The 23,431-nt window shown below is 59.0% G+C and carries 19 protein-coding genes; 3 read left to right on the plus strand and 16 right to left on the minus strand.

Features of this window, described 5'->3' with window-relative positions:
- Together cobA and purN are read left to right on the plus strand one after the other, a co-directional pair.
- Positions 1–1,521 carry a uroporphyrinogen-III C-methyltransferase gene (cobA, locus tag DESU86_RS05645; protein ID WP_179981732.1) on the plus strand — a complete coding sequence of 507 codons (1,521 nt, stop codon included), beginning with the start codon at positions 1–3 and terminating at the stop codon, positions 1,519–1,521.
- 307 nt (positions 1,522–1,828) lie between these two features.
- Positions 1,829–2,503 (plus strand): phosphoribosylglycinamide formyltransferase, encoded by a 675-nt coding sequence (purN, locus tag DESU86_RS05650; RefSeq protein WP_179980154.1) that lies wholly within the window; start codon positions 1,829–1,831, stop codon positions 2,501–2,503.
- 754 nt (positions 2,504–3,257) lie between these two features.
- On the opposite strand, the gene DESU86_RS05655 is transcribed toward purN, so the two are convergent.
- The 13 genes from DESU86_RS05655 to DESU86_RS05715 form a co-directional block, all read right to left on the minus strand.
- Positions 3,258–3,962: a cytidylyltransferase domain-containing protein gene (locus tag DESU86_RS05655; protein WP_179980155.1), complete on the minus strand. Its 705-nt coding sequence runs from the start codon at positions 3,960–3,962 to the stop codon at positions 3,258–3,260.
- A gap of 230 nt (positions 3,963–4,192) precedes the next feature.
- Positions 4,193–5,836: a cytidine 5'-phosphate N-acetylneuraminic acid synthetase gene (locus DESU86_RS05660; RefSeq protein WP_179980156.1), complete on the minus strand. Its 1,644-nt coding sequence runs from the start codon at positions 5,834–5,836 to the stop codon at positions 4,193–4,195.
- A 285-nt stretch (positions 5,837–6,121) separates the two neighbouring features.
- Positions 6,122–7,309, minus strand: a complete 1,188-nt coding sequence (locus DESU86_RS05665) for a DegT/DnrJ/EryC1/StrS family aminotransferase (RefSeq protein ID WP_179980157.1) — start codon at positions 7,307–7,309, stop codon at positions 6,122–6,124.
- Between the two features lie 454 nt (positions 7,310–7,763).
- Positions 7,764–8,843, minus strand: a complete 1,080-nt coding sequence (locus DESU86_RS05670; RefSeq protein WP_179980158.1) for an iron-containing alcohol dehydrogenase family protein — start codon at positions 8,841–8,843, stop codon at positions 7,764–7,766.
- A 609-nt stretch (positions 8,844–9,452) separates the two neighbouring features.
- Positions 9,453–10,058, minus strand: a complete 606-nt coding sequence (locus tag DESU86_RS05675) for a DUF805 domain-containing protein (protein WP_179980159.1) — start codon at positions 10,056–10,058, stop codon at positions 9,453–9,455.
- Between the two features lie 80 nt (positions 10,059–10,138).
- Positions 10,139–11,002 (minus strand): bifunctional methylenetetrahydrofolate dehydrogenase/methenyltetrahydrofolate cyclohydrolase FolD, encoded by an 864-nt coding sequence (folD, locus tag DESU86_RS05680; protein ID WP_179980160.1) that lies wholly within the window; start codon positions 11,000–11,002, stop codon positions 10,139–10,141.
- A 574-nt stretch (positions 11,003–11,576) separates the two neighbouring features.
- Positions 11,577–12,875 (minus strand): phosphopyruvate hydratase, encoded by a 1,299-nt coding sequence (eno, locus tag DESU86_RS05685; RefSeq protein ID WP_179980161.1) that lies wholly within the window; start codon positions 12,873–12,875, stop codon positions 11,577–11,579.
- A gap of 108 nt (positions 12,876–12,983) precedes the next feature.
- Entirely contained in the window at positions 12,984–13,775 is a 792-nt protein-coding gene (locus DESU86_RS05690; RefSeq protein WP_179980162.1) for a type III pantothenate kinase, read from the minus strand.
- Positions 13,776–13,878: 103 nt separating this feature from the next.
- Entirely contained in the window at positions 13,879–15,612 is a 1,734-nt protein-coding gene (locus DESU86_RS05695; RefSeq protein ID WP_179980163.1) for a translation initiation factor 2, read from the minus strand.
- Positions 15,613–15,943: 331 nt separating this feature from the next.
- Complete coding sequence (locus tag DESU86_RS05700) at positions 15,944–17,008, minus strand: mechanosensitive ion channel family protein (RefSeq protein WP_179980164.1); 1,065 nt, start codon at positions 17,006–17,008, stop codon at positions 15,944–15,946.
- 438 nt (positions 17,009–17,446) lie between these two features.
- Positions 17,447–17,830 carry a hypothetical protein gene (locus DESU86_RS05705; RefSeq protein WP_179980165.1) on the minus strand — a complete coding sequence of 128 codons (384 nt, stop codon included), beginning with the start codon at positions 17,828–17,830 and terminating at the stop codon, positions 17,447–17,449.
- Complete coding sequence (locus DESU86_RS05710) at positions 17,794–18,078, minus strand: phage holin family protein (RefSeq protein ID WP_179980166.1); 285 nt, start codon at positions 18,076–18,078, stop codon at positions 17,794–17,796. The genes DESU86_RS05705 and DESU86_RS05710 overlap by 37 nt, the downstream gene beginning before the upstream one ends.
- A gap of 8 nt (positions 18,079–18,086) precedes the next feature.
- Positions 18,087–18,401 (minus strand): DUF883 family protein, encoded by a 315-nt coding sequence (locus tag DESU86_RS05715; protein ID WP_179980167.1) that lies wholly within the window; start codon positions 18,399–18,401, stop codon positions 18,087–18,089.
- Positions 18,402–18,683: 282 nt separating this feature from the next.
- On the opposite strand from DESU86_RS05715, the gene DESU86_RS14345 reads away from it, so the two are divergent.
- Entirely contained in the window at positions 18,684–18,929 is a 246-nt protein-coding gene (locus tag DESU86_RS14345; protein ID WP_197957536.1) for a hypothetical protein, read from the plus strand.
- Between the two features lie 224 nt (positions 18,930–19,153).
- Here DESU86_RS14345 and DESU86_RS05725 read toward each other — a convergent pair whose 3' ends face one another.
- The 3 genes from DESU86_RS05725 to DESU86_RS05735 all read right to left on the minus strand — a co-directional run bounded on the left by DESU86_RS05725 (position 19,154) and on the right by DESU86_RS05735 (position 23,087).
- Positions 19,154–20,968, minus strand: coding sequence for a KUP/HAK/KT family potassium transporter (locus tag DESU86_RS05725; protein WP_179980168.1), 1,815 nt, complete (start codon positions 20,966–20,968; stop codon positions 19,154–19,156).
- A gap of 515 nt (positions 20,969–21,483) precedes the next feature.
- Entirely contained in the window at positions 21,484–21,852 is a 369-nt protein-coding gene (locus DESU86_RS05730) for a DUF488 domain-containing protein (RefSeq protein WP_179980169.1), read from the minus strand.
- A complete protein-coding gene (locus DESU86_RS05735) occupies positions 21,849–23,087 on the minus strand; it encodes a sugar transporter (RefSeq protein WP_179980170.1) in 1,239 nt (412 codons plus the stop codon). The genes DESU86_RS05730 and DESU86_RS05735 overlap by 4 nt, the downstream gene beginning before the upstream one ends.
- Between the last annotated feature and the right edge of the window lie 344 nt (positions 23,088–23,431).

Consider the following 23,431-nt stretch of genomic DNA (forward strand, 5'->3'; position numbering starts at 1 on the left):
ATGAAGGTGTATCTGATCGGCGCAGGCCCCGGCGACCCCGGCCTGCTTACCCTCAAGGGGCGTGACGCTCTTGCCGCCGCCGACGTGGTGGTCTACGACGCGCTTGCCAATGACAGCCTGCTCAACCACGCCAGCCCCCACGCGGAAAAAATCTACGTGGGCAAGGTGGCTGGCAACCATGCCCTGCCCCAGGATGAAATCAACGCCCTGCTGGTGCGCAAGGCCAAGGAAGGCAAGATCGTGGCCCGCCTGAAAGGCGGCGACCCCTACATATTCGGACGCGGCGGCGAAGAGGCCGAAGAACTGGTGGCCGCCGGTGTGCCCTTTGAAGAGGTGCCCGGCATCAGCAGCACCATCGCGGCTCCGGCGTATGCGGGCATTCCGCTGACCCACCGCGATTTTGCGTCTTCCGTGACCATCATAACCGGCCACGAAAACCCGGACAAACCCGGCTCCGTCCACAACTGGCCGGCCCTGGCGGCCAGCGCCTCCACCCTGGTTTTCGTCATGGGCATGAAGAACCTGCCCGACATTGCCCGCAATCTTCTGGACGCGGGTATGGCCCCGGACACTCCGGCCGCCCTCATCTATCGAGGCACGACCCCTCGCCAGCGCAGCCTTGTGTCCACATTGGCAAAACTGCCCGCCGCCGCCATTGAAGCCAAATTCACCAATCCTTCGGTGATCCTGGTGGGCAAGGTGGCGAGCCTGCACAAGACGCTCAACTGGTTTGAACAAAAGCCCCTCATGGGCCGCAGCATCGTGGTCACCCGCGCTCGCGAACAGGCCAGCGGCCTCGCGGCCAGCCTGACGGAACTGGGGGCCGAGGTTATCCAGTGCCCCACCATTGAAATCAGTCCCATGGCCGACTACGCGGAACTGGACGCCGCCCTTGCCAAACTGGCCGACTACCAGTGGGTCATCTTCACCTCGGTCAACGGCGTGCGCCATTTCTGGCAGCGTCTGGCTGCGGCGGGCAAAGACAGCCGCGCCCTGGCCACCTGCAAGGTGGCGGCCATCGGCCCCGCCACCGCCGATGCCCTGACGCAGCACGGCATTGCGCCCGACTTTATCCCCGATCGCTATGTGGCCGAAGGCGTGCTTGACGGCCTTGTGGCCCGCGAAAACGGTAACGTGCGCGGCAAGCGCTTTCTTTTGCCCCGCGCCGCCAAGGCCCGCGAAGTGCTGCCCGAAGAACTGCGCAAGGCCGGAGCCGTGGTGGACGTCATCTCCGCCTACCAGACCGTGCCCGCCGCCCATCGCAAGGACGAGGTGCTGGAACGCATCACGGCCGGTACGCTGGACTGCGTGACCTTCGGGTCTTCATCCACGGTAGAGAACTTTCTCTCCCTTATCCCGGCGGACGTGCTCAAGGCCCACCCCGAAGTGCAGCTTGCCGCCATCGGCCCCATTACGGCCGACACGCTCACGGCCAACGGCCTGCCCTGCCACATCCAGCCAGCGGAATACACCATTCCCGCGCTGGTTGCGGCGCTGCAAGCACACTTCGCCAAGGCCTGAGCCGCGTTCGGGCTGGCTTTACTGGCTTTGATGCAGGGGAAAGTACTCTGTGGGGGGAAATACTTTGTGGGGGAGGGACCCTTTTGTAAAAGGGTCTCCTCCCCCACACCCCCTCCCCCTAAAACTTTTATTTTGTTTCAGTATGCCTCGGTCAGGCGCGGAGCATCGTCCCAGCCTGCCACCCACCCCAAAAACTTTTACCGTGTTTCAGTATGCTGCGTGGAGCCTCCTGGACCCAAGCGGGTGAAGCCAGGGTTCACAAAGCCAGTGGACCCGCATAAAAAAGCTCTAATAAAACGGAAACCCCATGCCACTGAATATCGCCATACTTGCCTCGGGCAGCGGTTCCAACGCCCAAGCCATGATCGACAAAGCAGCCGCTGGCGTCCTTGACGTGAACATCTGCTGCATCGTCTGCAACCGCCCCGGCGCAACCGTCATTGAGCGGGCGCGCAAGGCCGGCGTCCCATGTGTGGTGCTGGACCACAAGGAATTTGCCGACCGCGAAAGCTTTGATCTCGCCGTGGTGCAGACCCTTCAGGATCACGGCGCGCAGCTCATCGTGCTGGCCGGGTACATGCGCATATTGAGCACGGCCTTTCTGGAAGCTTTTGCAGGCCGCGTCATCAACATCCACCCCGCCCTGCTGCCCAGCTTTCCCGGCGTGCACGGCGGCGCGGACGCCTGCGAATACGGCGTCAAGATATCCGGCTGCACCGTGCATTTTGTAGAAGAAAAGATGGACAGCGGCCCGGTGATCATTCAGGCCGCCGTGCCCGTGAATCCCGGCGAAGAAGTGGACGACCTCATGCAGCGCATCCACGCCATGGAGCACCGCATCTACCCGCAGGCCATCCAGTGGTTCGCCCAGAACCGCATCAGCGTGTGGGGCCGCGAAGTGCATGTGGCCCCCGGCACGGCCAGTACCGTGACGCCCGACGGCCCGTGGCTGGTCTGGCCGCCGTTGGAACAGGGATTTTAACGCTTTATTGGAAGAATTTTGTGGGGGAGGGACCCTTTTGTAAAAGGGTCTCCTCCCCCACACCCCCTCCTCCTAAAACTTTCATTTGTCTTCCAGTTCACGACAGGGAACCTTCCCGCGCAATGGGGAGACAAGCTGCATTACCGCAGGGGGCTGCCGCTCCCGCAGCCGCCAGAGCCACGTCAAAAGTATTGCGCATGGTCTGCCGTTAATCAGCAAATACAGCACACAGTTTCATAGCTCAAAAGGCTCCCCGGCAATGCCGGGGAGCCTTTTTAATTATGCTTTTTTTCAAACGGCAGGGAATCATGAGAAGAGGGGAATCAGCCCATTTGGGGCAGGCAAACCTTGAAATAGTGGGACGCCTAAAAGATGATAGCTCTAGCCGCCCCCCCGCAGATCAGAAACCCCTTTCAACCCGACCAAGCCATAATAAGAGTTTTAGGGGTGGGGGCGTGGGGGAGGAGACCCTTTTTTAGAGCATTTAACCTTTAAAAAGGTTGAATGCTCTAACGCTGCACGAGAGTGCAGCGCGCCACAACGAGGCGTGGATTCTGCCGAGCTTTAGCCGTTGCGACGAAGGAAGCTACGGAAAAAGACAGCAATTGGTTAATAGAGCGACCAGCCTGCTGATGCTTGGCGCAAATCGCATTTTCGGCAGAATGACACCTTTGAAATGTAAAACATTTCAAAGGTAATCTAGTCTAAAGAGGGGCCCTCCCCCACAAAGCGCTTAAAATAGCCTCCCCTCAGTTCAGACCTTGGCGCAGGCCGTGCCGCACACGTCCACGATGGCACGCGCGTCCATATCGGGCGAGATGGGCAGGAGCGCCAGACGGCGGAAATCGTCGGGTCTGTCCATGTCCAGCCGCAGATCCGGGCGGCGCAGCCAGTTTTCAGCGGGGTCAAAGGTGCCGATGCGGAAATCGGCGGCATTGTCCCAGATGTAATTCAGGCAGTGCTCGCGTTGTGAAGGCTGTGTGGCCTTGCGGCCCATATCCTCAAGCAGTCCGCGCGAAAGTATCTCGGCCCCGAGGCCATCGGGCCAGAGGTTGTTGCGCGGGATGTGGTTGTAGGCGTAATCCCAGTGGCCTTGGCGGTAAAAATCCACAAGCCTGTCCACGGCTCCGCTCCAGATGAGCGGGTTGTCGGCGCACACGCGCACCACAAGACCGGCGTCCGCCAGTTGGGCGGCCTGGCAGAAGCGCGCCAGCACGTCGTCTTCCGGCCCGGCCATGCAGGGTATGCCGCGACGGCGCAAATGTTCCAGCAGCACCACATCCAGCGGGGTCTCCGGCACTGCCACCATGATGGAATCCAGACGCGCGCACGCGCCAAGGCGGCGCGTAACCCAGTCGATAACCGGCACATCGCGCAGGCAGAGCAGGGATTTCAGGGGCAGGCGGCTGGACCCCAGCCGGGCCTGAACAATGGCGACAACCTTGCCTTTACTGGACATGAATGCTTCCTTTGAGAACAGATGGGCGTTGAATTGGAACAGTGCAGCCAGAGCAATGTAACTTTTACATTGCTCTGACGTCTGTGTGAGCAGACGTTCGCTACGGAGGCGTAAGCGCAGTTTATCTGCGCGGTTAAACGCCGAAGTGAGCGTGCCGTAAACTTTGAGAATGTACATTCTCAAAGTTTATCTGCTCTAGAGCAGTTTACGAATGAAATGAGTTAAATGCTCTAGTGTTCCGGCTCCTGGGGGCGTTCGTTCAGAAGCCCCAGCATGCGCCGCACCACGCGGCCCTTGTTGACGGTGAAATCCATATCGGACTGGCGTTGCCAGAAGCGTTGGCGGCGCGGATTTTTCAGCATGGCCAGAAAGGTATTGCGTATCCTGCCGTCGCTCACGCGGTCCATTATGCCTACAAAGGCAAAGCCGTGGCGCGGGCGGGCAAAAGTATGGCGCGCCTCGCGCTCGTGCGTGGCCAGCACAAGGGCGGGCACGCACATGTGGGCCAGTTCGTAAACAGTGCGCCCGGCGGAGCAGATGGCAAGGTCGGCCCCTTCCATCATGCGGCTCATGACATTGGTGGCCCAGGTAAAGGTGACCAGAGGATTGTCGAGCTTTTTGAGGTGCGCTTCCATGGCCTCTTTATGGGCATAGCCCGGCCCTGCCACCAGGCGGATGGCAATGCCGTAGCCACGGCAGATGGGCTCGATGATGTCCAGCACCCGGCGCGAGCAGTCGTGCTGATCCGTGCCGCCAAAGGTTATGAGCACGGTTTTGACCTCAGACCGGAAGGGATTGCGCGCCGCGTTCACAAATTCGTCGCGCAGGCAGAAAAATTCCGGCCCGCAGCAAATCCTGTCCGTACTCTTGCCTTCGTACAGGGCATTGACCACCAGCCGGGCCAGCGACGCGCCGGGGCCCTCGTCCTCAAAATTGACGCAGCGGACGCCCGCATTGGTGAGGCGCTTCATATAGGCCGTGGTGGTATTGAGAATGTCGTTGATCACAAGGTCGGGGCGCAGGGCAAGCACGGTGTCGGCCAGGTCTTCCTGCCCCTGACGCACGATCTTGTAATCCTTGCGGGCAATGCTTTCCACCGCCAGTTCGCTTTCGCGCGTGCAGACAAAGCTTACCCTGTGGTTGGAAATCTCGTGCGCCAGCATGAGCGCCCGGAACACGTGCCCCATGCCGATGGCGGGCCAGCCGGCCACCACAAAGACCACATGCCGCCGCTCCAGCAGGCGCTCGCAGATCCACCAGTCCTGATAGCCCTGAATTTCAATGGCCCTGTCGTTGAGAAAATAGGGGATGACGCGTCCCCGCCCCGATCCTTTGGGGTTTGCAAGGCAGGAAAGGCGCAGCATGATGAGCGCGCGACTTTCGACAACCAGCGTCTTTTCTTCATCCAGGGCGGCGTCGTCGTCCAACAGGCCCTCAAGCCCTTCGCCATGCATGTTCCAGATGCGCTGCCGCACGCTCTTGACGGTAACAAGGCTGTCTGCGTCGGCCTCGCGGTACTTTTTCCAGGCGTGTTCCACATCCACCCAGGTCAGCAGGGGGCAGGACGCGCGCAGAATGATGCAGTGCTCGTACTCTTGCGCCAGCTCATCCAGCAGCACGCGCATTTCGCTGACAATATCCAGCGACGTGAAGCGCAGATCCTTGTTACGGCGAAAGCCCACCCCTGCGCGCTCGCAGATGAGGGATATCTCCTGGCTGTCCGTGAGCACCACGATGTCTTCACCGGGCAGAACGCCCCGCGCCGTATTGATGGCCCGCTGCACCAACGTCACGCCTGCGAGTTTTTTCACCAGCTGGTCGGGTATGACGGCGTTTTTCTTGATGGCGGGGATGACAATGCAGCGTTCTTTCACGGTAAACCCTTATACAGCGGGCCGGTTTGAAAACATGTTTAACGCGGCCGGTTCGTTTGGGACGCTCGGCTGAATCCACGCCACGTTGTGGCGCGCTGCACTCTCGTGCAACGGTAGAGCATTTACACTTTTTCAAAGTTAACATGCTCTAAACCGGCGAAGCCCGTCTTTTGAAAAGCACGGCGTTACCGGGGATGGCTCATGGCGCAAAGGGCCGCCGGGGATGGCACAGGCCCCCCGGCAGCACCTTCACATATGGCACGACCAGGGACGAACCCCTTGGTCTCAACGGATTTTGGCCAGCACTTCGCGGGTAGACGCCAGCATATAGTCAAACTCTTCTTCCGACAGCCAGTGCTGGAAGGGGAAGGAAATCATGGTGTCAAAAAACAGGTCGGCATTGGGGCAGCAGGCTTCGCCCATGCCCTGCCGCCGGTAGTATTCGTACCTGTCCAGCGGAATATACTGCACAACGCACTTGACGCCTTTTTCATTGAACATGGCGCGCATGAAGCGGTCGCGGGCATCAACGCCGGAAGTCATGCGGGCCGCCAGCAGATGGTAGTTGTGGCGGCGGCTGTCTTCGCGGTGGAATTCCAGTTCGGGAAAATCCTTCAGGGCGTCGATGAAGGCCAGGGCGCGCGCACGCTTCTGGTCATTGATTTCATCAATGCGCTCCAGCAGTTTTGCGCCCAGGGCGCACTCCACTTCACCGAGGCAGTAATTGTTGGGCTGCACCATGCGACCGTCAATAAAGGGCATGTCCACATTGCCCATGGCGGGTTTCCAGTAGTCCGGGCGTTCAAAGTCAAAGGCGCAGTGCCCGTTGTGCCGCAGGGTGGGCACCATGGCCGCGAGCTTGGGGTCACGCACATACAGCATGCCGCCTTCGCCCAAGGTGGTGAGGTTTTTGTGCGAATGGAAGGAGAAGATGGCCATGTCGCCAAAGGCTCCGGCCTTGACGCCGCCAATCTCGGCCCCGATGGCCTGGGCCGCGTCCTCGATGAGGATCAGGCCACGCTCCTTGCACAGCGCGGCAATGGCGGGCATGTCCGCCACATAGCCATAAAGATGCACCACCACCACGGCTTTGGTGCGCGGGGTCAGCACACGCTCAATGCTTTCGGCCGTGGTCACGCGGGTGTGCAGGTCCACATCCGCCCAGACGAGCTTTGCGCCCTTTTTGACATACGGATAGGCCGAAGCCGTGAAGGTGTGGGAGGGGATGACCACCTCGTCGCCTTCATTGAACAGGCAGAGCTGCGCCGAAAGTTCCAGCGCGGAGCAGCCGTTCATGGTGGTAAAGCAGGTTCCCTGGGCAACGCCCTGATAGTCGGCGAACTTGCTTTCAAACTGGCGCATATAGTGCCCCTGGGTCAGGGGATCGGCATTGCGCATGGCCTCTACCACGACGGCGATTTCGTCTTCGGTGTAGCGGATGGCGCGGCCGCTGAAGTTGACTTTGATATCCATGAGACTCCTCACTGTGGAGTTTTGCGCTTGGAACGCGTCCCGGCGAGAGCATTTTCACTTTGAAGTTGCGCTAAAGTGGCTGACGGCGGCGGGGCCTAGAAAAACACTGATTAAAGAGCCTTCTGGAAACGCGCAGTTATTTCGTTTGGCAAGGCGCGATCTTTTTTTGAAGCAGGAGTGGACTCTTCCGTCCTCGACTGTTTCAAAAAAAGTGAAGCAAGTCCGCCAAGCGGAATAAATCAGCGTTTCCTTTGCCCCCTCGCCGCCAGCAGATGGCGTCAGTAGAGCATTTTCGCATTGAGAATATCCATTCTCAATGCTTCCAAGACGCCCACTTCGGCGCGTAACAGCGCAATAAATTACGCTTACGCCTCCGCGGCGGGCGTCTGCTCACACAGCCGCCAGAGCAATTTCAAAGTGAAATTGCTCTGGCGTTCAGATGCCAGCGCTGCGGCTACATCCTTTTAAAGCGCCCGATGACGTTTTCCTTGGTGAGGATATTTTTGAAATCCGGGCCAAGGCGGTTGGACAGCGGTTTTTCGTGCACGATGCTCGCCCCGTAGAGCGCGTCGTACTGGGCGTCGGTAAGGCCCTGACAGATGCCCTTGGGCAGATCAATGCCCTGGCGTTCCATCATGATCATGAATTCCTTGTAGTGCTCGGGATAGATGTCTTCCAGCACGGACAGGGCGTAACAGTTGGCTATGCCGTGGCGCATGTGCAGCACCATGCTGAGACCGGCGGAAAGGGGATGCACCACGCCCACAAATCCGGCGGCCATGCCGCCCAGGTAGGAGGCGATCATCATTTTTTCGCGGTTTTCCTCGCTCATCATGTCCTGCGAGAGGAAAACCTGCTTGCAAAGGTCGATGGCCTTGGCCGCCAGGGAATCCACCACCACGTTGCGGTACGAGCCGGTGATGCTCTCAAAGCAGTGCATGTAGGTGTCGATGCCCGTGTAAAAATACTGGTTGCGGGGCACGCTGGCCGTGAGGTCGGGGTCCATCAGCACCTGGTCGAACATGGTGAAGTCGCTGTTCATGCCCAGTTTGATGTTCTTTTCCTCATTGCAGATGATGCCCGTGCGCGAGGTTTCGGAGCCCGTGCCCGACAGGGTGGGCACCGCGATTTTGTAGGGCGCGGGGTTCTTGACCAGTTCCCATCCCTGGTAGTCTTCAGCCTTGCCGGGGTTATCGAGCAGGTTGCCAACGCACTTGCAGGTGTCAAGCACGCAGCCGCCTCCAAAGGCCACCAGGGTGCAGGGTTCCACGCCCTTCAGAAAGGCTTTCACCTGATCGGTGTAGCCGTCCACGCTGTCCGTGGTGGGTTCGCTGGCGGTGTCGATGTAGAGCAGCATGTCGCGGCTTTCCACAGGCAGTTTGCCCGCCAGATCCTTTCCCTGGAAGAACTTGTCCAGAAAAAAGACTGCAGGTCCAGCCACTGCCTTGCGGCGCACGGCCAAAAGATCTCCAAGCTGGCTCAGGCTGCCCTGGCCAATCATATAATACCCGACATTTTTTGCATTACGGAACATAGGTGTCCTCACAGTATGGCATAAGATTTCCGGGCCATACGCTATAGCCGCAGGTCTTGCAATAGCCGCTGTAAAGCGGCTTCCAGCGCGGACCAGCGGGGTTAAAAGACGGATTAGAGCATTTTAACTTTGAAAAAGCGTAAATGCTCTCACGCTGTACGAAAGTACAGCGCGCCACAACGTGGCGTGGATTCAGCCGAGCTTTAGCCGTTGCGACGAAGGAAGCTACGGATGCTTCAAGCGTTGTGACGCAGGCTTAAAGCGTTGTGACGCAGGAAACTACGCTTGAAGACAGCATGCGTAACGACACCGCTTGTTCCATACAATCGCTGTCGCCATCCGTAAGCCCTTTGGGCAACGGCTGCCGCGAAGCTACGGATGCTTCAAGCGTTGTGACGCAGGAAGCTACGGATAAAGACAGCATGAGTAACTATGCATCTTGTTCTGCGTAATCGCTGTCGCCATTCGTAAGGCTCGTAGACTCGCCAACGACTGCCGCAAAGACAGCAATTGGTTACTAGAGCGACCAGCCTGCTGATGCTTGGCGCAAATCGCATTTTCGGCTGAATGAAAACTTTGAAATGTGAAACATTTCAAAGTTAATCTGCTCTAGTCTCTTTTGTCAGGCACGGCACGCTGCCCCGGCTTCACGCCGGAAGCATCCCTGCCCTGCGCCCGGGTAGCGTCTGGCTTTGAAGCCAGCCGTGCCCAGCCATTATCAGTAGTACCATCGGCATTTGCGCCAGCAGAAGCCGGTCTGTCTGCGGGTGCGGAAGCGGCCGCCCCATCTTCCAGCGGGTCGGGGCCAAAACGGTTGGACCCCACAGTACCCCTGCGTGCGTAAAGGATGAGCAGCCCAAGGCCACTCAGTCCAGCCAGCATGATGCACATATACGCTGACGTGCCAAAGTCAAGATGCAGGGCAAGCCCGCCGAGCGCAGCCAGCCCTATGGGGGCCGCCTGAACCCAGCCGGAAAGGTTGGCGTCGTGCAGGCGGCGGGCAGTCACCGCAAGATGCGGCAACAGCAGCATAAGACTCACAATACCGCTTGTCAGCATGCCTGTCTGTGGCGAGGCGTTGCTGAAAAGCCCCAGAAACGAATTGACGATGGCGCCAAAAAGCACGAACCACCAGAATTCCGACCGCGAAGCACGGCCCTTGAAATCGCTGTACTTGCGAAACAGACACGTTCTGACCGCAGTCCTGAAATCCATGCGCGCTCCTTTGTGCCATGCGGCGGGAAGGGACAGTGCCCTCCCCCACAAAGCATCTCAACGTGGCAATGCTCCGACAACTATTCGCCAGCCGTGCGCTGCCGCCAGGAATGTACGGTATTCACGAGCAGCATGGCGATGGTCATGGGCCCGACGCCGCCGGGAACGGGCGTGATGGCGGAGGCTTTGGCGCTCACGCTTTCATAGTCCGCGTCGCCGCACAGGCCGTCGGGGCCACGGTTGATGCCCACGTCGATGACCACAGCGCCCTGGCGCACCATGTCGCCCGTGATGAGGCGCGGCCTGCCGATGGCGAGAAAAAGAAAGTCCGCGCTGCGGCATTCCGCCGCGAGATCAGGAGTGCGCGAATGGCAGATGGTGACGGTGGCGTCGCCGAATTCGCCGGAGCGGGTCAGCAGCAGGGCAAGGGGCTTGCCCACGATGTCCGAACGCCCCACCACAACGGCCTTCTTGCCCCTAGTGGGCAAATTGTAACGGCGCAAAAGCTCTATGACCCCGGCAGGCGTGCAGGACACAAAGCCCGGCAGCCCCAGCGAGAGCCGTCCCACGTTTTCGGGATGAAAGCCATCCACATCCTTTGCCGGGTCAATGGCCAGCAGACAAGCCTGGGCGTCCAGCCCCTTGGGCAGGGGCAATTGCAGCAAAATGCCGTCCACATCGGGCCGGGCATTGCACTCCCTGATACGGTGCAGCAGATCCTGCTGCGAGGTATCGGCTGGCAGGCGGTAGGCAAAAGAAACAATGCCCACATCGACGCAGGCTTTTTCCTTGTTGCGCACATACACCTGCGAAGCCGGGTCTTCACCCACAAGAATAACAGCCAGGCCCGGGGCACGGCGGCCTTTGGCCCTGGCTGCGCCCACTTCGGCAGCCAGTTCGGCGCGGATATCCTGCGCGGTCTTCTTGCCGTCAATAACTATCATGTATTGCTCCATGGAGTTTTCGTCCACAGGTTCGCAGACGGTTGCTATCGTTTTGACCTACGAGGTTTACAGTATAGACTGCCCTGCTGCCAAGCTCAAGCGCGTGGAACAAAAATGTCAGAACCCGCGGCGTAGTGCTGCCACGGGCTCAACTTTCCATTTCTGCCAGAAATTCAGGGTGATTTTATGCTGTGCCCGGCTCTGGCGGCTGCGCCTGATAGTGCCGCCTGAAAAAGCAAATGCCCCTTGTCTGCCTGAAAAAGCAAATATCCTTTGCCCGCGCTGCTGCAGGGGCAAAGGCGCGTACGGGAGTACGCCAGCTGAGGCACAGCAAGATTTTTAGGGGGTGGGGGCGTGAGGGAGGAGACCCTTTGTTAGAGCATTTACCCTTTAAAAAAGGGTAAATGCTCTAACGCTGCACGAGAGTGCGGCGCGCCACAACGTGGCGTGGATTCTGCCGAAAATCGCATTTTCGGCAGAATGACACCTTTGAAATGTGAAACATTTCAAAGGTACTCTGGTCTACATAGGATCCCTCCCCCACAAAGCACTTCAAAGTGAAACTGCGATTGCTCTACTCGTCGGAACCGAGGGAATAGTATTCTGCCAGCATGGGGCCGAAGAATTCGGCGTCGTCGCCCAGTTCTTCTTCAATGCGGAGCAACTGGTTGTACTTGGCCATACGCTCGGAGCGGCACAGGGAGCCGGTCTTGATCTGGCCGGAGTTGACGCCCACAGCCAGGTCGGCAATGAAGCTGTCTTCCGTTTCGCCGGAGCGGTGCGAGATAACGGTGGTGTACGCCGCTTCCTTGGCCATCTCGATGGTGTCCAGGGTTTCGGTGACGGTGCCGATCTGGTTGAGCTTGATGAGAATGGAGTTGGCCACGCCCTCGGCAATGCCCTCGGCGAGAATGGAGGGATTGGTCACAAAGACGTCGTCGCCCACCAGCTGCACGTGGTCGCCCAGGCTGGCGGTCAGCATGCCCCAACCGTCCCAGTCGCTTTCGGCCATGCCGTCTTCGATGGAAATGAGGGGGTATTTGCGCGTGAATTCGCCCAGCCATTCGCTCATTTCGGCATTGTTGAAGGTCTTGCCTTCACCGGCCAGAACGTATTTGCCGTCCTTGTAGAACTCGCTGGAGGCCGCATCAATGGCCAGGGCCACTTCCGTGCCGGGATTGTAGCCGGCTTCTTCAATGGCCTTGATGATGTAGGTAAAGGCTTCGTCATGATTCTTGAGGTTGGGGGCAAAGCCGCCCTCGTCGCCCACGCTGGTGACGTGGCCGTCCTTTTTGAGGATGCCCTGGAGGGTATGGAAGATTTCCGTACCGATGCGCAGGGAATCACGGAAGGTCATGGCCCCCACGGGCATGATCATGAATTCCTGGATATCCAGGTTGTTGGGGGCGTGCGCGCCGCCGTTGATGATGTTCATCATGGGCGCGGGCAGCACCTTGGCGTTGATGCCGCCGAGGTACTTGTACAGCGGCAGGCCCAAAAACGAGGCCGCCACCCTGGCGCAGGCCATGGACACGCCAAGCATGGCGTTGGCGCCCAGACGGGACTTGTTGTCCGTACCGTCGAGGTCAATAAGGGTATTGTCTATCTGCACCTGGCGCAGCCCATCCATGCCAAGCAGGGCGTCGGCGATTTCGCCGTTCACATGGTCCACGGCCTTGGTGACGCCCTTGCCGCAATAACGCGCCTTGTCCCCGTCACGCATTTCAAGGGCTTCACGGCTGCCGGTGGAAGCCCCGGAAGGAACGGCGGCCCGCGCTCTGAGCCCGGACTCCAGGGTCACTTCCACCTCAACGGTGGGATTACCACGCGAATCCAGAATTTCACGGCCAAATACCGAGGCAATGCTGCTCATGTGTGGCTCCTTTGCCCTCTTGGGCTTGTTTTCATTATACGCAAACGCAAAATGGCGCTGGTTCCGCCCAACCGGGCGGCAGGTCTGTTGGTTCCGCATAGGCGGGCATCAGAGCGCCGTGCGCTCTTCATAGTACAGCCGCCGCAAACCCTCAAGCAACAAGGTGGGCAGAACATGATCAAAAACCGGGCTTACCCGGGCAATGGAGGCGGCAAAGCCCCCTGTGCCCAACACCTTCACAGGGCCGGGCAACTGTCTTTTAAGCCTTTGCGTCAGTCCCTCCACCATGCAGGCAAAGCCGAATACCAGGCCATGCTGTATACTGGTGGTGGTGTTGCGCCCAGGCATGGGCTCGTCGGCCCGCACGTCCAGATTGACTCTGGGCAGCTTGGCGGCCTCGCGCGAAAGCGCGCTCAGCGCCGTGCGCGGACCGGGAAAAATCAGTCCGCCCATGTAGGCGTCGCCATTGACGCAGTCAATGGTGACGGCGGTGCCGAAGTCCACCACGAGCAGTCCGGGCGCTTCGGGGCACTGGCGGCGCGCCGCGTAAGCGCCCACCAGCCTGTCGGCCCCAACCTCGCCGGGGCGTTCGTAGCGGTTTTCAAGAGGAACCGGCAAATCCATGCCGACACAGAGCAGGGGGCAGTCCACATAGCGGGACACGGCCTCGCGCAGCAGGGGATCGAATCCCGGAACCACGGATGAGGCCACGCAGGCCTTGAGGCTTTGCGGCGCGACGCCCGCGTGCCCCAGGAGGGCGATGAGGTTGAGGCCGAGGTTATCCGCCGTTTGCCCCACATCGGTACGCAGGGTGTATGAGGTCAGCACCTGCCGCTCATGCGCCAGCCCGATCTTTATGGAAGTATTGCCAATATCGAAAAGGAGAAGTTCAGGCTGCATGGGGCCTCCGCACGGGTCTGGAGTGGTTCACCCCAATGATTATGCCCAATTAGCCAGCACTCCGCAAGGTGCGCGCAGGTCCAGCCAGCGGGGAGTCTGCCCGTTACTGCGGCGCGTCCTGAGGCTTTGGCGCGGGCGCGCCAGCCGGGGACGCCGGGACTGCGGGAGCCGAGGAAACGTCAGCCGGGGCTGCGGGAACGTCAGGGGAAAGCCCGGATGAAGGCCCGGAAACGTCAGCCTTTCGGCGCACAATAAGCCAGCCGGGATTTTCCCACACCACCTGTCCGTACTTTTCCAGCGTGTCGCGGTCTTCGGGCCTGTCGCAGATAAGCCAGGGCAAGCCGGATTTCAGCCACACGTCCACATAGCCTGTGGGGCTCTGGGCGCGCAGCTTTTCATTGGCAAGCCACTGCCGCGCCTGGTCGAGATTTTTATTGTAATACGGGTGGTAGCCGTCCTTGAAGGTGAGAAAAAGCCCGCGCTGGGCAATATGCCGCACGCCCAGGTCGCCGGAATTGCTGAACACCACATCTCCGGGAGCCGTCAGATCCTTGAGGGCTTCGAGCGCCTCGCGGTGGCTTTTGGCGCGGGCCGCGTCTTCTTTTGCCTTGGCCACATACGGCAACGGAAGCCCTGTTTTTTCCGCCACGGCATACAGGGCGGCCGTATTCTGCCTGTCGCCGTTGCAAAGCAACACAACAACCACGGCCAGCGCACAAAACCCTGTGCGCAGCCAACCGGCAAACCGGGGCCAGAAAATGCCGAGAACTCCGCCGATCATTATCCAGGCAAGGGGCAGAAGGTAGCGCAACCCGCGCACGAATTCGTGCGCCATGGGCAGCCGTCCCACACGCGGCGCCAGAAGGGATTCCAGCCAGGAAAACGTGGCCACCAGCGCAAGAGCCAGCACAAAGGCCGGATACATGCTCGCAAGACGCCGTAACCGCTCACAGCCGTGCCGCAGCACCACAAACCAGCTGCCGAGGCCAGCCAGCAAAATCCAGAATACGGGCTTGCCCAAGGACAGAAAAAGCGCCAGCCGCCTGGAAAAATGCCCGTAATCCTTGGCCCAGCGCAGGGAGAAAAGCTCATGGAATATTTCAAGTTCCACAGGCCCGAGAGCCTGCTTCTGCCCCAGCGAAGGCCAGAGAAAGAGCAGCACGGGCACAAAGTAGACCACCAGGCACAACACAAGGCTCAATATATGCCGTGACCATGTCCAGCCCTGTGGCCTGTGAAAGGCAAAGGCCAGAAAGAACATGGCCCCCGTGTTCAGCGCGCCCAGGCCGTGCACCCACATGCCCAGCCCGGTAACAAGCATTACCAGCGGCCGCCAGGCTGCATGGCGCAGGGCGGCCATGGCCCCCATAAGCATAAAGGGCCACAAGGCGGCAAAGAAGGTGCGGGGTACAGGATCAGAGTGAGTGACGCCCCAGAAGGTGCCCCAGCCCACCCATATGGTGACGCTCATGAGCAGGGCCAGTATCAGGGCTGGTCCCGGCCTGCCGTAGAGCCAGCGCCCCAGCAGATACATGCCCGTCAGATAGACAAAGATGATGAGCGCGCCCGCCCGCAGCAGCCCCACAGCGTACTGATCGCCTGGGGTCAGCATTTCTGCCGTAAACTGTTGGAGGTTCCAGAGGGAATTGGCGGGCGTTGCCTCGCTCAACAGAGGGTCGGCGTGAAAATTCTCGGGCTGATGTTCGCCAGCCATGGCAAAGGCATAGCAGGCAAGGTCAGTGTCCAGATCGGCACCCCGTCCTGAAAGGGGCACAATGCCAAAGGCCACGGACAGTGCATAAAGCGCGGCCAGAATCACAAAGCATGCGTCAGCCACACAGTTCTTGCTGCCGTGGCTCCCGTGGAGGGGGCAATCGACCATCAGTTCACCAATAAAAATAAAGTAATATCAACATATCATAATTTGCGCCCCCCAAAAAGTAAAGCCTGCACGTGTCTGCCAGGGCAAGCCTCGATGTTTGGGGAGTGCAGAAACGCCAACGCGACTAGAGCAGATTAACCTTGAGATGCTACACATTTCAAAGTTTTCATTCAGCCGGAAAATGTAATTTTCGGCTGAATCCACGCCACGTTGTGGTGCGCTGCACTTTCGTGCAGCGTTAGAGCATTTACACTTTTTCAAAGTTAAAATGCTCTATTCTGAAAAATCAGGTCCGGGGGGCGGCGACCGGCGCGGTGTTGGCTGGCGCGGCGGCCGGTGCAGGGGCGTCGTCCTTCTCAAGATACAGGGTACGCGTGGGAAAGGCGAAATCTGCCCCAAGACCATGCACCACGTTGATGATTTTCAGGTACACGTTGTGCTGGATCCTCATGAAGCGGCCCCAGTCCGACGTATTGGCGTAGCAGTAAATCATAAGATTCAGCGAGGAATCGGCAAATTCGTCAAAACAAACCAGAATCGTCTGATCCCTGTCTATCCCTTCGTCCTGCTGCAACATTTTCTCCAGACCCTCGGCAACGGCTTGAACCTTGTCCGCGTCTTCGTAGCGCAGGCCCACCTGCAGCTTGATGCGGTAACTGGATATGCGCCCTATGTTTTCAATGCATATGGAGGAAAAAACGTCATTGGGCACGTACAGGGGATAGTGCTCGAAGGTCATGATCTTGCACATGCGCCAGCCAATTTCCATCACGGTGCCCTCAACCTTGCGGTCCGGGGAGCGCACCCAGTCGCCGATGTCAAAGGGGCGGTCGAAATACAGCATGAGGCCCGAAAAAAAGTTGCCAAGGATGTTCTTGCTCGCAAGACCGATGGCGATGCCGCCGATGCCGCCGAATGTCAGCAGACCCGCAAAACTCACGCCCAGGTATTCGCCAAAAAGCAGCATGGCGCACAGGCAGATGCCCGCCTTGAGCAGACGCGCCACCATACGCCCCAGGGTGGCGTCGCCGCTGGTTTTCGCCAGATGATCGCAAAAACGGTTGATGCCCAAAAAGGCTTCGCGCATCAGGATAAGAATGATGGCAACACGCTGAAAAATATCAATATAGGTCGGATTTATAAGGGTGATGCCAAACTTGTCCGCAAGCTCGCGCGCGCAAAGGCTTGTGGCCACCACAAGGGCGCAGGAGGCGCACACGCGGGCCAGATGCACCACGATGTTGGCGCTGCGTTTCTGCCCTCGTACGGTGAAATAAAAAAGGATAACCGTCACAAGGGCGGCTATGGCATATTTGTCTGTCAGAAGCGCTATGATTTCTTTTTCGTCCATACCTTTTTCCGCATCACGCTCTGGAGCAGTTGAGGAAACGCTGATTTGTTCCGTTTGGCGGACTTGCTTCACTTTTTTTTGAAACAGTCGAGGACGGAAAAGTCCACTCCTGCTTCAAAAAAAGAGCGCGCCTTGCCAAACGAAACAACTGCGCGTTTCCAAGAGGCTCTTTAATAAGCGTTTTCTTAACACTTGAAATGCTCGTGCCCGGCAGGCAACAGCCCGCCTGCTCGCCTTTCGTGGGAGAATTTTCAGGAAAATCCCTGCAGAGCGGTTAATTCATTTCATTCGTAAACGGCTCTAAAGCAATTTCATTTTGAAATTGCTCTGCTGACGCCAAGGCGGCAGCCGCCACGAAGTGGCGTGGATTCTGGCGAAAACCACGTTTTTCGCCAGAATGATGCGTTGAAACAAGGCGTGTTTCAAAAGCAAAATGCTCTAAACTGATGTGCCGCTGGCGGCAGCGCGGCGTTGACCGCCTGTTTCAGCAACCGCGCCAGAACCGCCAACGGTTCTGCCATGGCGCTCCTGGGCAAGACGCTCCTGAGCGGGGCGTTCCTGGGCCAGGCCGCTCTTCAGGCGGGCGGCCAGATTCTGGGCAAGCGCCCTGCCCGCCAGCTGGAGCGTCAGCACCGCCAGGGCAGGCACAGCCCGTCCCGGCCGCAGCCATTTCCAGCCAAGGCCGAGCAAAAAGGCCCCGCCCGCGCAGGAAAGGGGACGCGCCCGCACCAGGGCATACGGATCAAACCCTGCCGCGGCCTCGCGCAGACGGCGTTTGGCTTCTTCTACTGAACCTGTTTCTTGCGTGGGAGCGACAGCCACAACAATCCTCCGGCGATGCCCGCACAGACCAGGCCCATGATGCACAGAACCCAGGCCGGGTGCAGAATGACCACAAGAGCCTGATACAGGGCTGCGACCAGAAAAAATACGGCCACAGCCCCGAAGATCAGGCCAAGAACCAGCAGAACGGCCATGCGCACCGTGAGCAGGGCTGAACGCTGCAGTTGCCGACCTTCCGCTTCCAGCAGGTCAAAAAAGCGGATCACAATTTCAGTAAGGCCGTTCACGCCTGAAATCACCTGTCCTGACGGAAAAGGCGGGAGATCACATAGCCCGCGCCAAAGGCCAGCAGCAAACTGCCAAGAGGATTCTGGCGGATGCGTTCACTAATATTTTCCACGCCGTCATTGCCGGCGTTCAGGGCTTTTTGCAGTTTATCCGCAGCGATCTTCTGGTATTTGTCAAACTGGTCTTCCAGGTCGGCGGCCACGGCCGCAGCACGGCCTGAGGCGTCTTTTTCCAGAGACTTGGCGAGGCTTTCCATCTGCTTGCGCAGGGTCTGCAGTTCTTCCTTCAGGGCATCTATATTTTCTTCGGTCTTGATGCTCATAACAGCTCCTTTCGGGCGTATGTCCCGTGTATGCGACGGAGTGACCTTCTGTTCATCCACCCCGCTACCTTGTTATTACGCTAATAGCATCGGGGTCGCAACGGGCGGACTTTTACGCCTGTCACAGCGGCCACGGCGGCCAAACAAAACAACTGCGCTTTTCCAAGGGCTCTTTAACCAGTGTTTTCTCAGAAACCCTTTTTTACGGAAGGGCATACTTTACACAGCCCGGATTTTAGATAACAATCAGACAATATATACAAAATATGCGACGAGGGTTTCATGCACGACAAGAAAAAAATTGCCATCGCCCTTCTATTGTCCGTCATTGTCTTCATCATCGTCCTTCTGGGGCAGATAATGCTGGAACAGCGTCCCACCACGAACCCCGGCGCGACGCCCCCTGCCCAGACAGAACCGGCGCGCGATCCCGCCCCCGCTGGCCCCGCTGCCCCCGCTGGCCCTGCTGGTCCCGCTGGCGCAACCCGGCCCGGCGGCGCAGGCCAGGACGCGCCGCAAGCACCCTGAACGCCTGAGTCTTTGACGCTTGAAATGCGAGCAGGCAGGCAAAAGCCTGCCTGCTCGCATTTCTCGGCAAGGATTTTCGGCAGCGTCCACGCCATGTTGTGGCCCGTTGCACTAACGCGCAGCGTTAGCGCATGTACACTTTTTCAAAGGCAAAATGCCCTAAACGGCGTAGCTTATGATCCCCCAGGTGGAGCGCCGCAACATGCGGCCAACGTCAGGCCTGGCTACAGGACAATGCGGCTGATAACCCCATGCACCGACTGCAGGGGAAGTTTGTAGAACTGCACAAAGGGCGGGGCCAGCTTTTTGATGACGGCGTAAATCTTCCAGAGGGGCGAACGGGTCAGGATGTCTTCCACGCCGTAGAAAATGGCGCGCGATTTGATGCCCGCCTCGCCAAGAATGGCGTCCACATCCACAACTTCCATATAGCCCGCCGTAACCGTGAATATCTGTATGCCCTCCACGGGCGAGTCTTCAAAACGGCATTCCACGCCGAGCGGCTCATAGGTGCGCGAGATGCTCAGCATGATATTGCGTTCATAAATGATGCCGTTGTCGAACATGGTCTTGCAGATATAGGGCGACACGCTGTCCAGGCTGCGCAAAAAGAATATGCCCGTACCCTTGATGGTGTGGCCTTCCTTTCGCTCCTTGGTGAACTCCTTGATGAAGGTTTCCCTGTCCATGGGCACCATGCGTTGGTATACGGCCTTCTGCCCCTGTGTGTAGATCAAAATGACGGCCAGAGGGATCATGGCGATGACCAGCGACCAGTACCCGCCGTGCGGCAATTTGTAGAAGTTGGCCACCAGATAGATCACGTCAAGCATGCAGATGCCGAAGGCCGCGGCGCACAGCCAGGGGCGCTTTCTCAGATGGAAAATCCAGACCATAAGAATGCCCGTGATGGTCATGGTTCCCGTAACGGCCAGGCCATAGGCGGCCGCCAGCCGGTGCGACTCCTGAAAGCCGATGATGACCGAGGTCACCGCCACAAAAAGCGCCCAGTTCACCGAGGCTATGTATATCTGCGAGTGCATTTCCCTTGAGGTGTAATCCACCTTGAACAGGGGCATGACGTGGGTGGCCATGCACTGGTACATGATGGAGAAAATGCCGCTGATAAGCGATTGGGACGCAATAATGGTCGCCAGCAGGCTCAGCACCAGAAAGGGGGCGTACAGCCAGCGCGCCTGACTGTGGATCATTTCAAAGAGTACGTTGTTGGTGTCGGGATGGTGTATGAGAAAGGCCGTCTGCCCCATATAGCACAGCAAAAGGGCCGTGAACACCAATGCCCAGGCCGCAAGGATGGGCTTGCGCCCCATATGGCCCATGTCCGCGTACAGGGCTTCGCCGCCCGTGGCGCACAGGATGACCTCCGACAGCACAAAAAAGCCTGTCCACCCGTGGTGCAGCATAAAATTGATGCCATACCAGGGGTTGATGGCTTTCATCACATGCGGAGCCTGACTGAGCGCCGCCACGCCCGAACAGGCCAGCGCCGCAAACCATACGACCATGACCGGGCCGAACAGGGCGGAAAGCTTGCTGCTGCCCTTTTTTTGCACAGAAAAAAGAAAAATGGCCACAAACAGGGCCAGCGCCACCAGAACCCCTTGTGGGGTATCCTCCAGTCCGGGCAGGAGCACCAGCCCCTCCACCGCCGACAATATGGTGATGGCGGGCGTAATGACGCCGTCGCCCACCAGCAGCGACACGCCGATAAAGGCCAGTACCGAGGCCACGCCCAGCTTTTTGCCAGACCGCAACAGGGGCCGCAAAATGGAAAGCAGCACAATGGTGCCGCCCTCGCCGCCCTTGCTGAGACTCATGGCCAGACAGGCGTACTCAACGGTTACAAGCAGCAGAAGAGTCCAGATGATTAAAGAAAGAATGCCGATAAAATTCGCTTCCGTTCTTTCGGTCATCAAAAAGATAACGGCCAGCGTATAAATGGGGCTTGTTCCGATGTCGCCGAAGACAAGACCCAAGGATTTTACAACATTGGCGGGGGAAATTTTTTGTGTGTCCATGAAGCCTCCACTAAGCAAAGCGGACACTATAGCAGACAATCGCGTCTGGCAATACTCGGTGCAATTTTGACATAACACCGTTAAATATCAGCGCCGTGTGCGTCGCTTCCAGACAAGGGCGGGCGGGATCGCGCCAAAAAGATTCCGCATGGCCGTTGCCTGCCGGCTCTTGCCCGCCGGGCCGGGGGCGGCGCAAGGGAGTACCGCAAGGCCGTGGCGCGAATGCAAACGTCCCTGCCGCAACAGGCGCACGTCAGGGCGGCGCGCCAGACAGCGTAACAGGACGACGCGCCAGAGCCACGCATCTGGACGGCGTGCCAGAGCCACGCATCTGGGCGGCGCATCGGCGACGCAAGGGGGACTACAAGGAGGCGCGCCACAAGGGATCGGGCCAAGGAAGCGGACAATGGCGCAGCGCAAGGCGCGGGCCAAGGGCACGGGCCAACGTACTGCCCGTCAGGCGGCCCGGCCGCCGGGAACCGTCAAACGCTCAGTCTTTCGCCGCCCGCCCTGTCTCAGCCGGGCAGGGCTTCCAGATAGGCTTTCAGGGCCACCGCGTTGTTGCAGAGCTCATCCTTGGCGGCGTACAGAAAAACCGCCGTGTGCGTGCCCGCGAGAAGCTTCTTCAGTTGACCGACAGCCGCGCTTGTTGGCCCGGCCGCGTCAAGCTCCGCAAAGTAGCGTTGCTTGAACTCGTCCCATTTTTCCCTGTCATGGGCGAACCATTTGCGCAGTTCATTGGACGGGGCCACTTCCTTGAGCCACACGTCCCAGTTGGCGGCTGCCTTGGCTATGCCCCGTGGCCAGATGCGGTCCACCAGGATGCGCACGCTTCCAGGTTCACTACTGTCATGATCATACACACGGTGCAGGATGATATTCACGCCTGCCCTCCTTTGTCACTGGAGCCGCCAGCCTTATACTCCGGCGACGTTACGGTTGTGGATTGTGCGCCGACGCTGCGCGCGGAATAGACGCTGACAAGCACGGTGGCCAGAAAAAACGCCGCCCCCGCATAGCCTGTCATGCTCAGGCCCAGCTTGTTGAACACGATGCTGCCCACAAAAGCGCCGCTGCCAATGCCCACGTTGAAAATTCCCGAATAGATGGAGGTGGCGATGTCCGCCGAGTGGGAGGCAATTTCAAGAATCCTGCTCTGGAACAGCAGGCCAAGCACGGCCATGCTGCCGCCCCAGAGGACGCACACGGGAATGATGGTCAGCAGCCGACTGATGGAAAGATTGAGCACCATCAGGCACAGAAAAATTATGAGCGAAGGCACAGCGAACACCAGTTTGCTTTTCATGAAGGTCAGGCGCGTGGCGAACAGACTGCCGCCAATGCCCGCCAGCCCCATGATCAGCAGAAACGCGGGCACGGCCGCTTCCGGAAAGCCCCCGACCTGTATCAGCAAAGGCGCAAAATAGGTGTAGGCAAGAAAGTAGCCCGTCACCGCCAGCACGGTTTGCAGATACAGGAGCGCAAGTTCCTTGTCGCGGAACAGAAGAGGAACGCTTTTGAAGGAACCCGTATCCTTGGCTTCGAGCGCGGGGAGCAGCCGCCAGAGTATCAGCGCTATGCAACTGGCCAGCAGTCCGATAAGCAGAAAGGCCACGCGCCAGCCGAAATGCTGGCCCACCAGCGTGCTGAGCGGCACCCCGAGCACCGTGGCCAGAGAGCCGCCCACAATGACGATGGCGATGCCTCTGGCCTTCATGGCTGGCGGCGTTATGCGGACGACAATGGGGCTTGCGATGGACCAGAAGCCCGCGTGCGCGATGGCCACGCAAATGCGCGCAAGCATGAGTGTGGCAAAATTGACGGCCAGGGCTGAAAGCCCGTGCCCAAGCACAAATACGGTAAACAGAACAAGCAGCAGTTTGCGGCGTGCCACCTTTGCAGTGAGGGCCGTTATGGGCAGTGAGAACAACGCCACGCACCAGGCGTACACGGCGATCAGAAGACCCGTAAAAGCCTCTGTTTCGCCAAGGTCCTTGGCGATGGTGGGCAGCAGGCCAATGGGCAGAACCTCTGTGGTAACAAAAATAAAGGCGGCCAGCGCAAGGGCGAGCACAGGAACCCAAATGCGCCTGCCTTCCGGGGTTTTGATCGTCGTCATATCTCTTCCTCAATCACACAAAAAACAGTCTATCCAGTGTATTTCATACGCTGATTCTGCCGAAACACAAGCCGGGCCAACTGGCAGGACTGGGCCAACTGGCAGGACTGTCCGGGCGCAGTAAAAAGGAGGCCTGGGCGGGCCGACTGGGCCCAGCGGGAAGGAGGCGGGCAAGGAGCGCCGTTGCGGATGGCAAAAAACCAGTACTCCACCCCATTGGGCGCACAGGGCGCTCAACAAAAGGGCTTTCTTTGCTCCAGGGAATTTTGCGGGAACCGCGTCAGGTCGGCAGCGGCGTTGTCTGCCTCATAGTGCTTTGAATGAACGGTGGCGGGCATGCGCCC

The sequence above is a fragment of the Desulfovibrio sp. 86 genome (genome assembly GCF_902702915.1).
GTDB lineage: Bacteria > Desulfobacterota > Desulfovibrionia > Desulfovibrionales > Desulfovibrionaceae > Desulfovibrio.

Bases quoted from the DNA above. Each gene is read 5' to 3' on its own strand.
- DESU86_RS05675 (WP_179980159.1), bottom strand. From the start codon at position 10,058: ATGGATTTCAGGACTGCGGTCAGAACGTGTCTGTTTCGCAAGTACAGC.
- DESU86_RS14345 (WP_197957536.1), top strand. From the start codon at position 18,684: ATGCACGACAAGAAAAAAATTGCCATCGCCCTTCTATTGTCCGTCATT.
- eno (WP_179980161.1), bottom strand. From the start codon at position 12,875: ATGAGCAGCATTGCCTCGGTATTTGGCCGTGAAATTCTGGATTCGCGT.
- DESU86_RS05700 (WP_179980164.1), bottom strand. From the start codon at position 17,008: ATGGACGAAAAAGAAATCATAGCGCTTCTGACAGACAAATATGCCATA.
- DESU86_RS05715 (WP_179980167.1), bottom strand. From the start codon at position 18,401: ATGAGCATCAAGACCGAAGAAAATATAGATGCCCTGAAGGAAGAACTG.
- DESU86_RS05665 (WP_179980157.1), bottom strand. From the start codon at position 7,309: ATGGATATCAAAGTCAACTTCAGCGGCCGCGCCATCCGCTACACCGAA.
- DESU86_RS05655 (WP_179980155.1), bottom strand. From the start codon at position 3,962: ATGTCCAGTAAAGGCAAGGTTGTCGCCATTGTTCAGGCCCGGCTGGGG.
- cobA (WP_179981732.1), top strand. From the start codon at position 1: ATGAAGGTGTATCTGATCGGCGCAGGCCCCGGCGACCCCGGCCTGCTT.
- DESU86_RS05670 (WP_179980158.1), bottom strand. From the start codon at position 8,843: ATGTTCCGTAATGCAAAAAATGTCGGGTATTATATGATTGGCCAGGGC.
- DESU86_RS05725 (WP_179980168.1), bottom strand. From the start codon at position 20,968: ATGGACACACAAAAAATTTCCCCCGCCAATGTTGTAAAATCCTTGGGT.
- DESU86_RS05690 (WP_179980162.1), bottom strand. From the start codon at position 13,775: ATGCAGCCTGAACTTCTCCTTTTCGATATTGGCAATACTTCCATAAAG.
- DESU86_RS05735 (WP_179980170.1), bottom strand. From the start codon at position 23,087: ATGACGACGATCAAAACCCCGGAAGGCAGGCGCATTTGGGTTCCTGTG.
- folD (WP_179980160.1), bottom strand. From the start codon at position 11,002: ATGATAGTTATTGACGGCAAGAAGACCGCGCAGGATATCCGCGCCGAA.
- purN (WP_179980154.1), top strand. From the start codon at position 1,829: ATGCCACTGAATATCGCCATACTTGCCTCGGGCAGCGGTTCCAACGCC.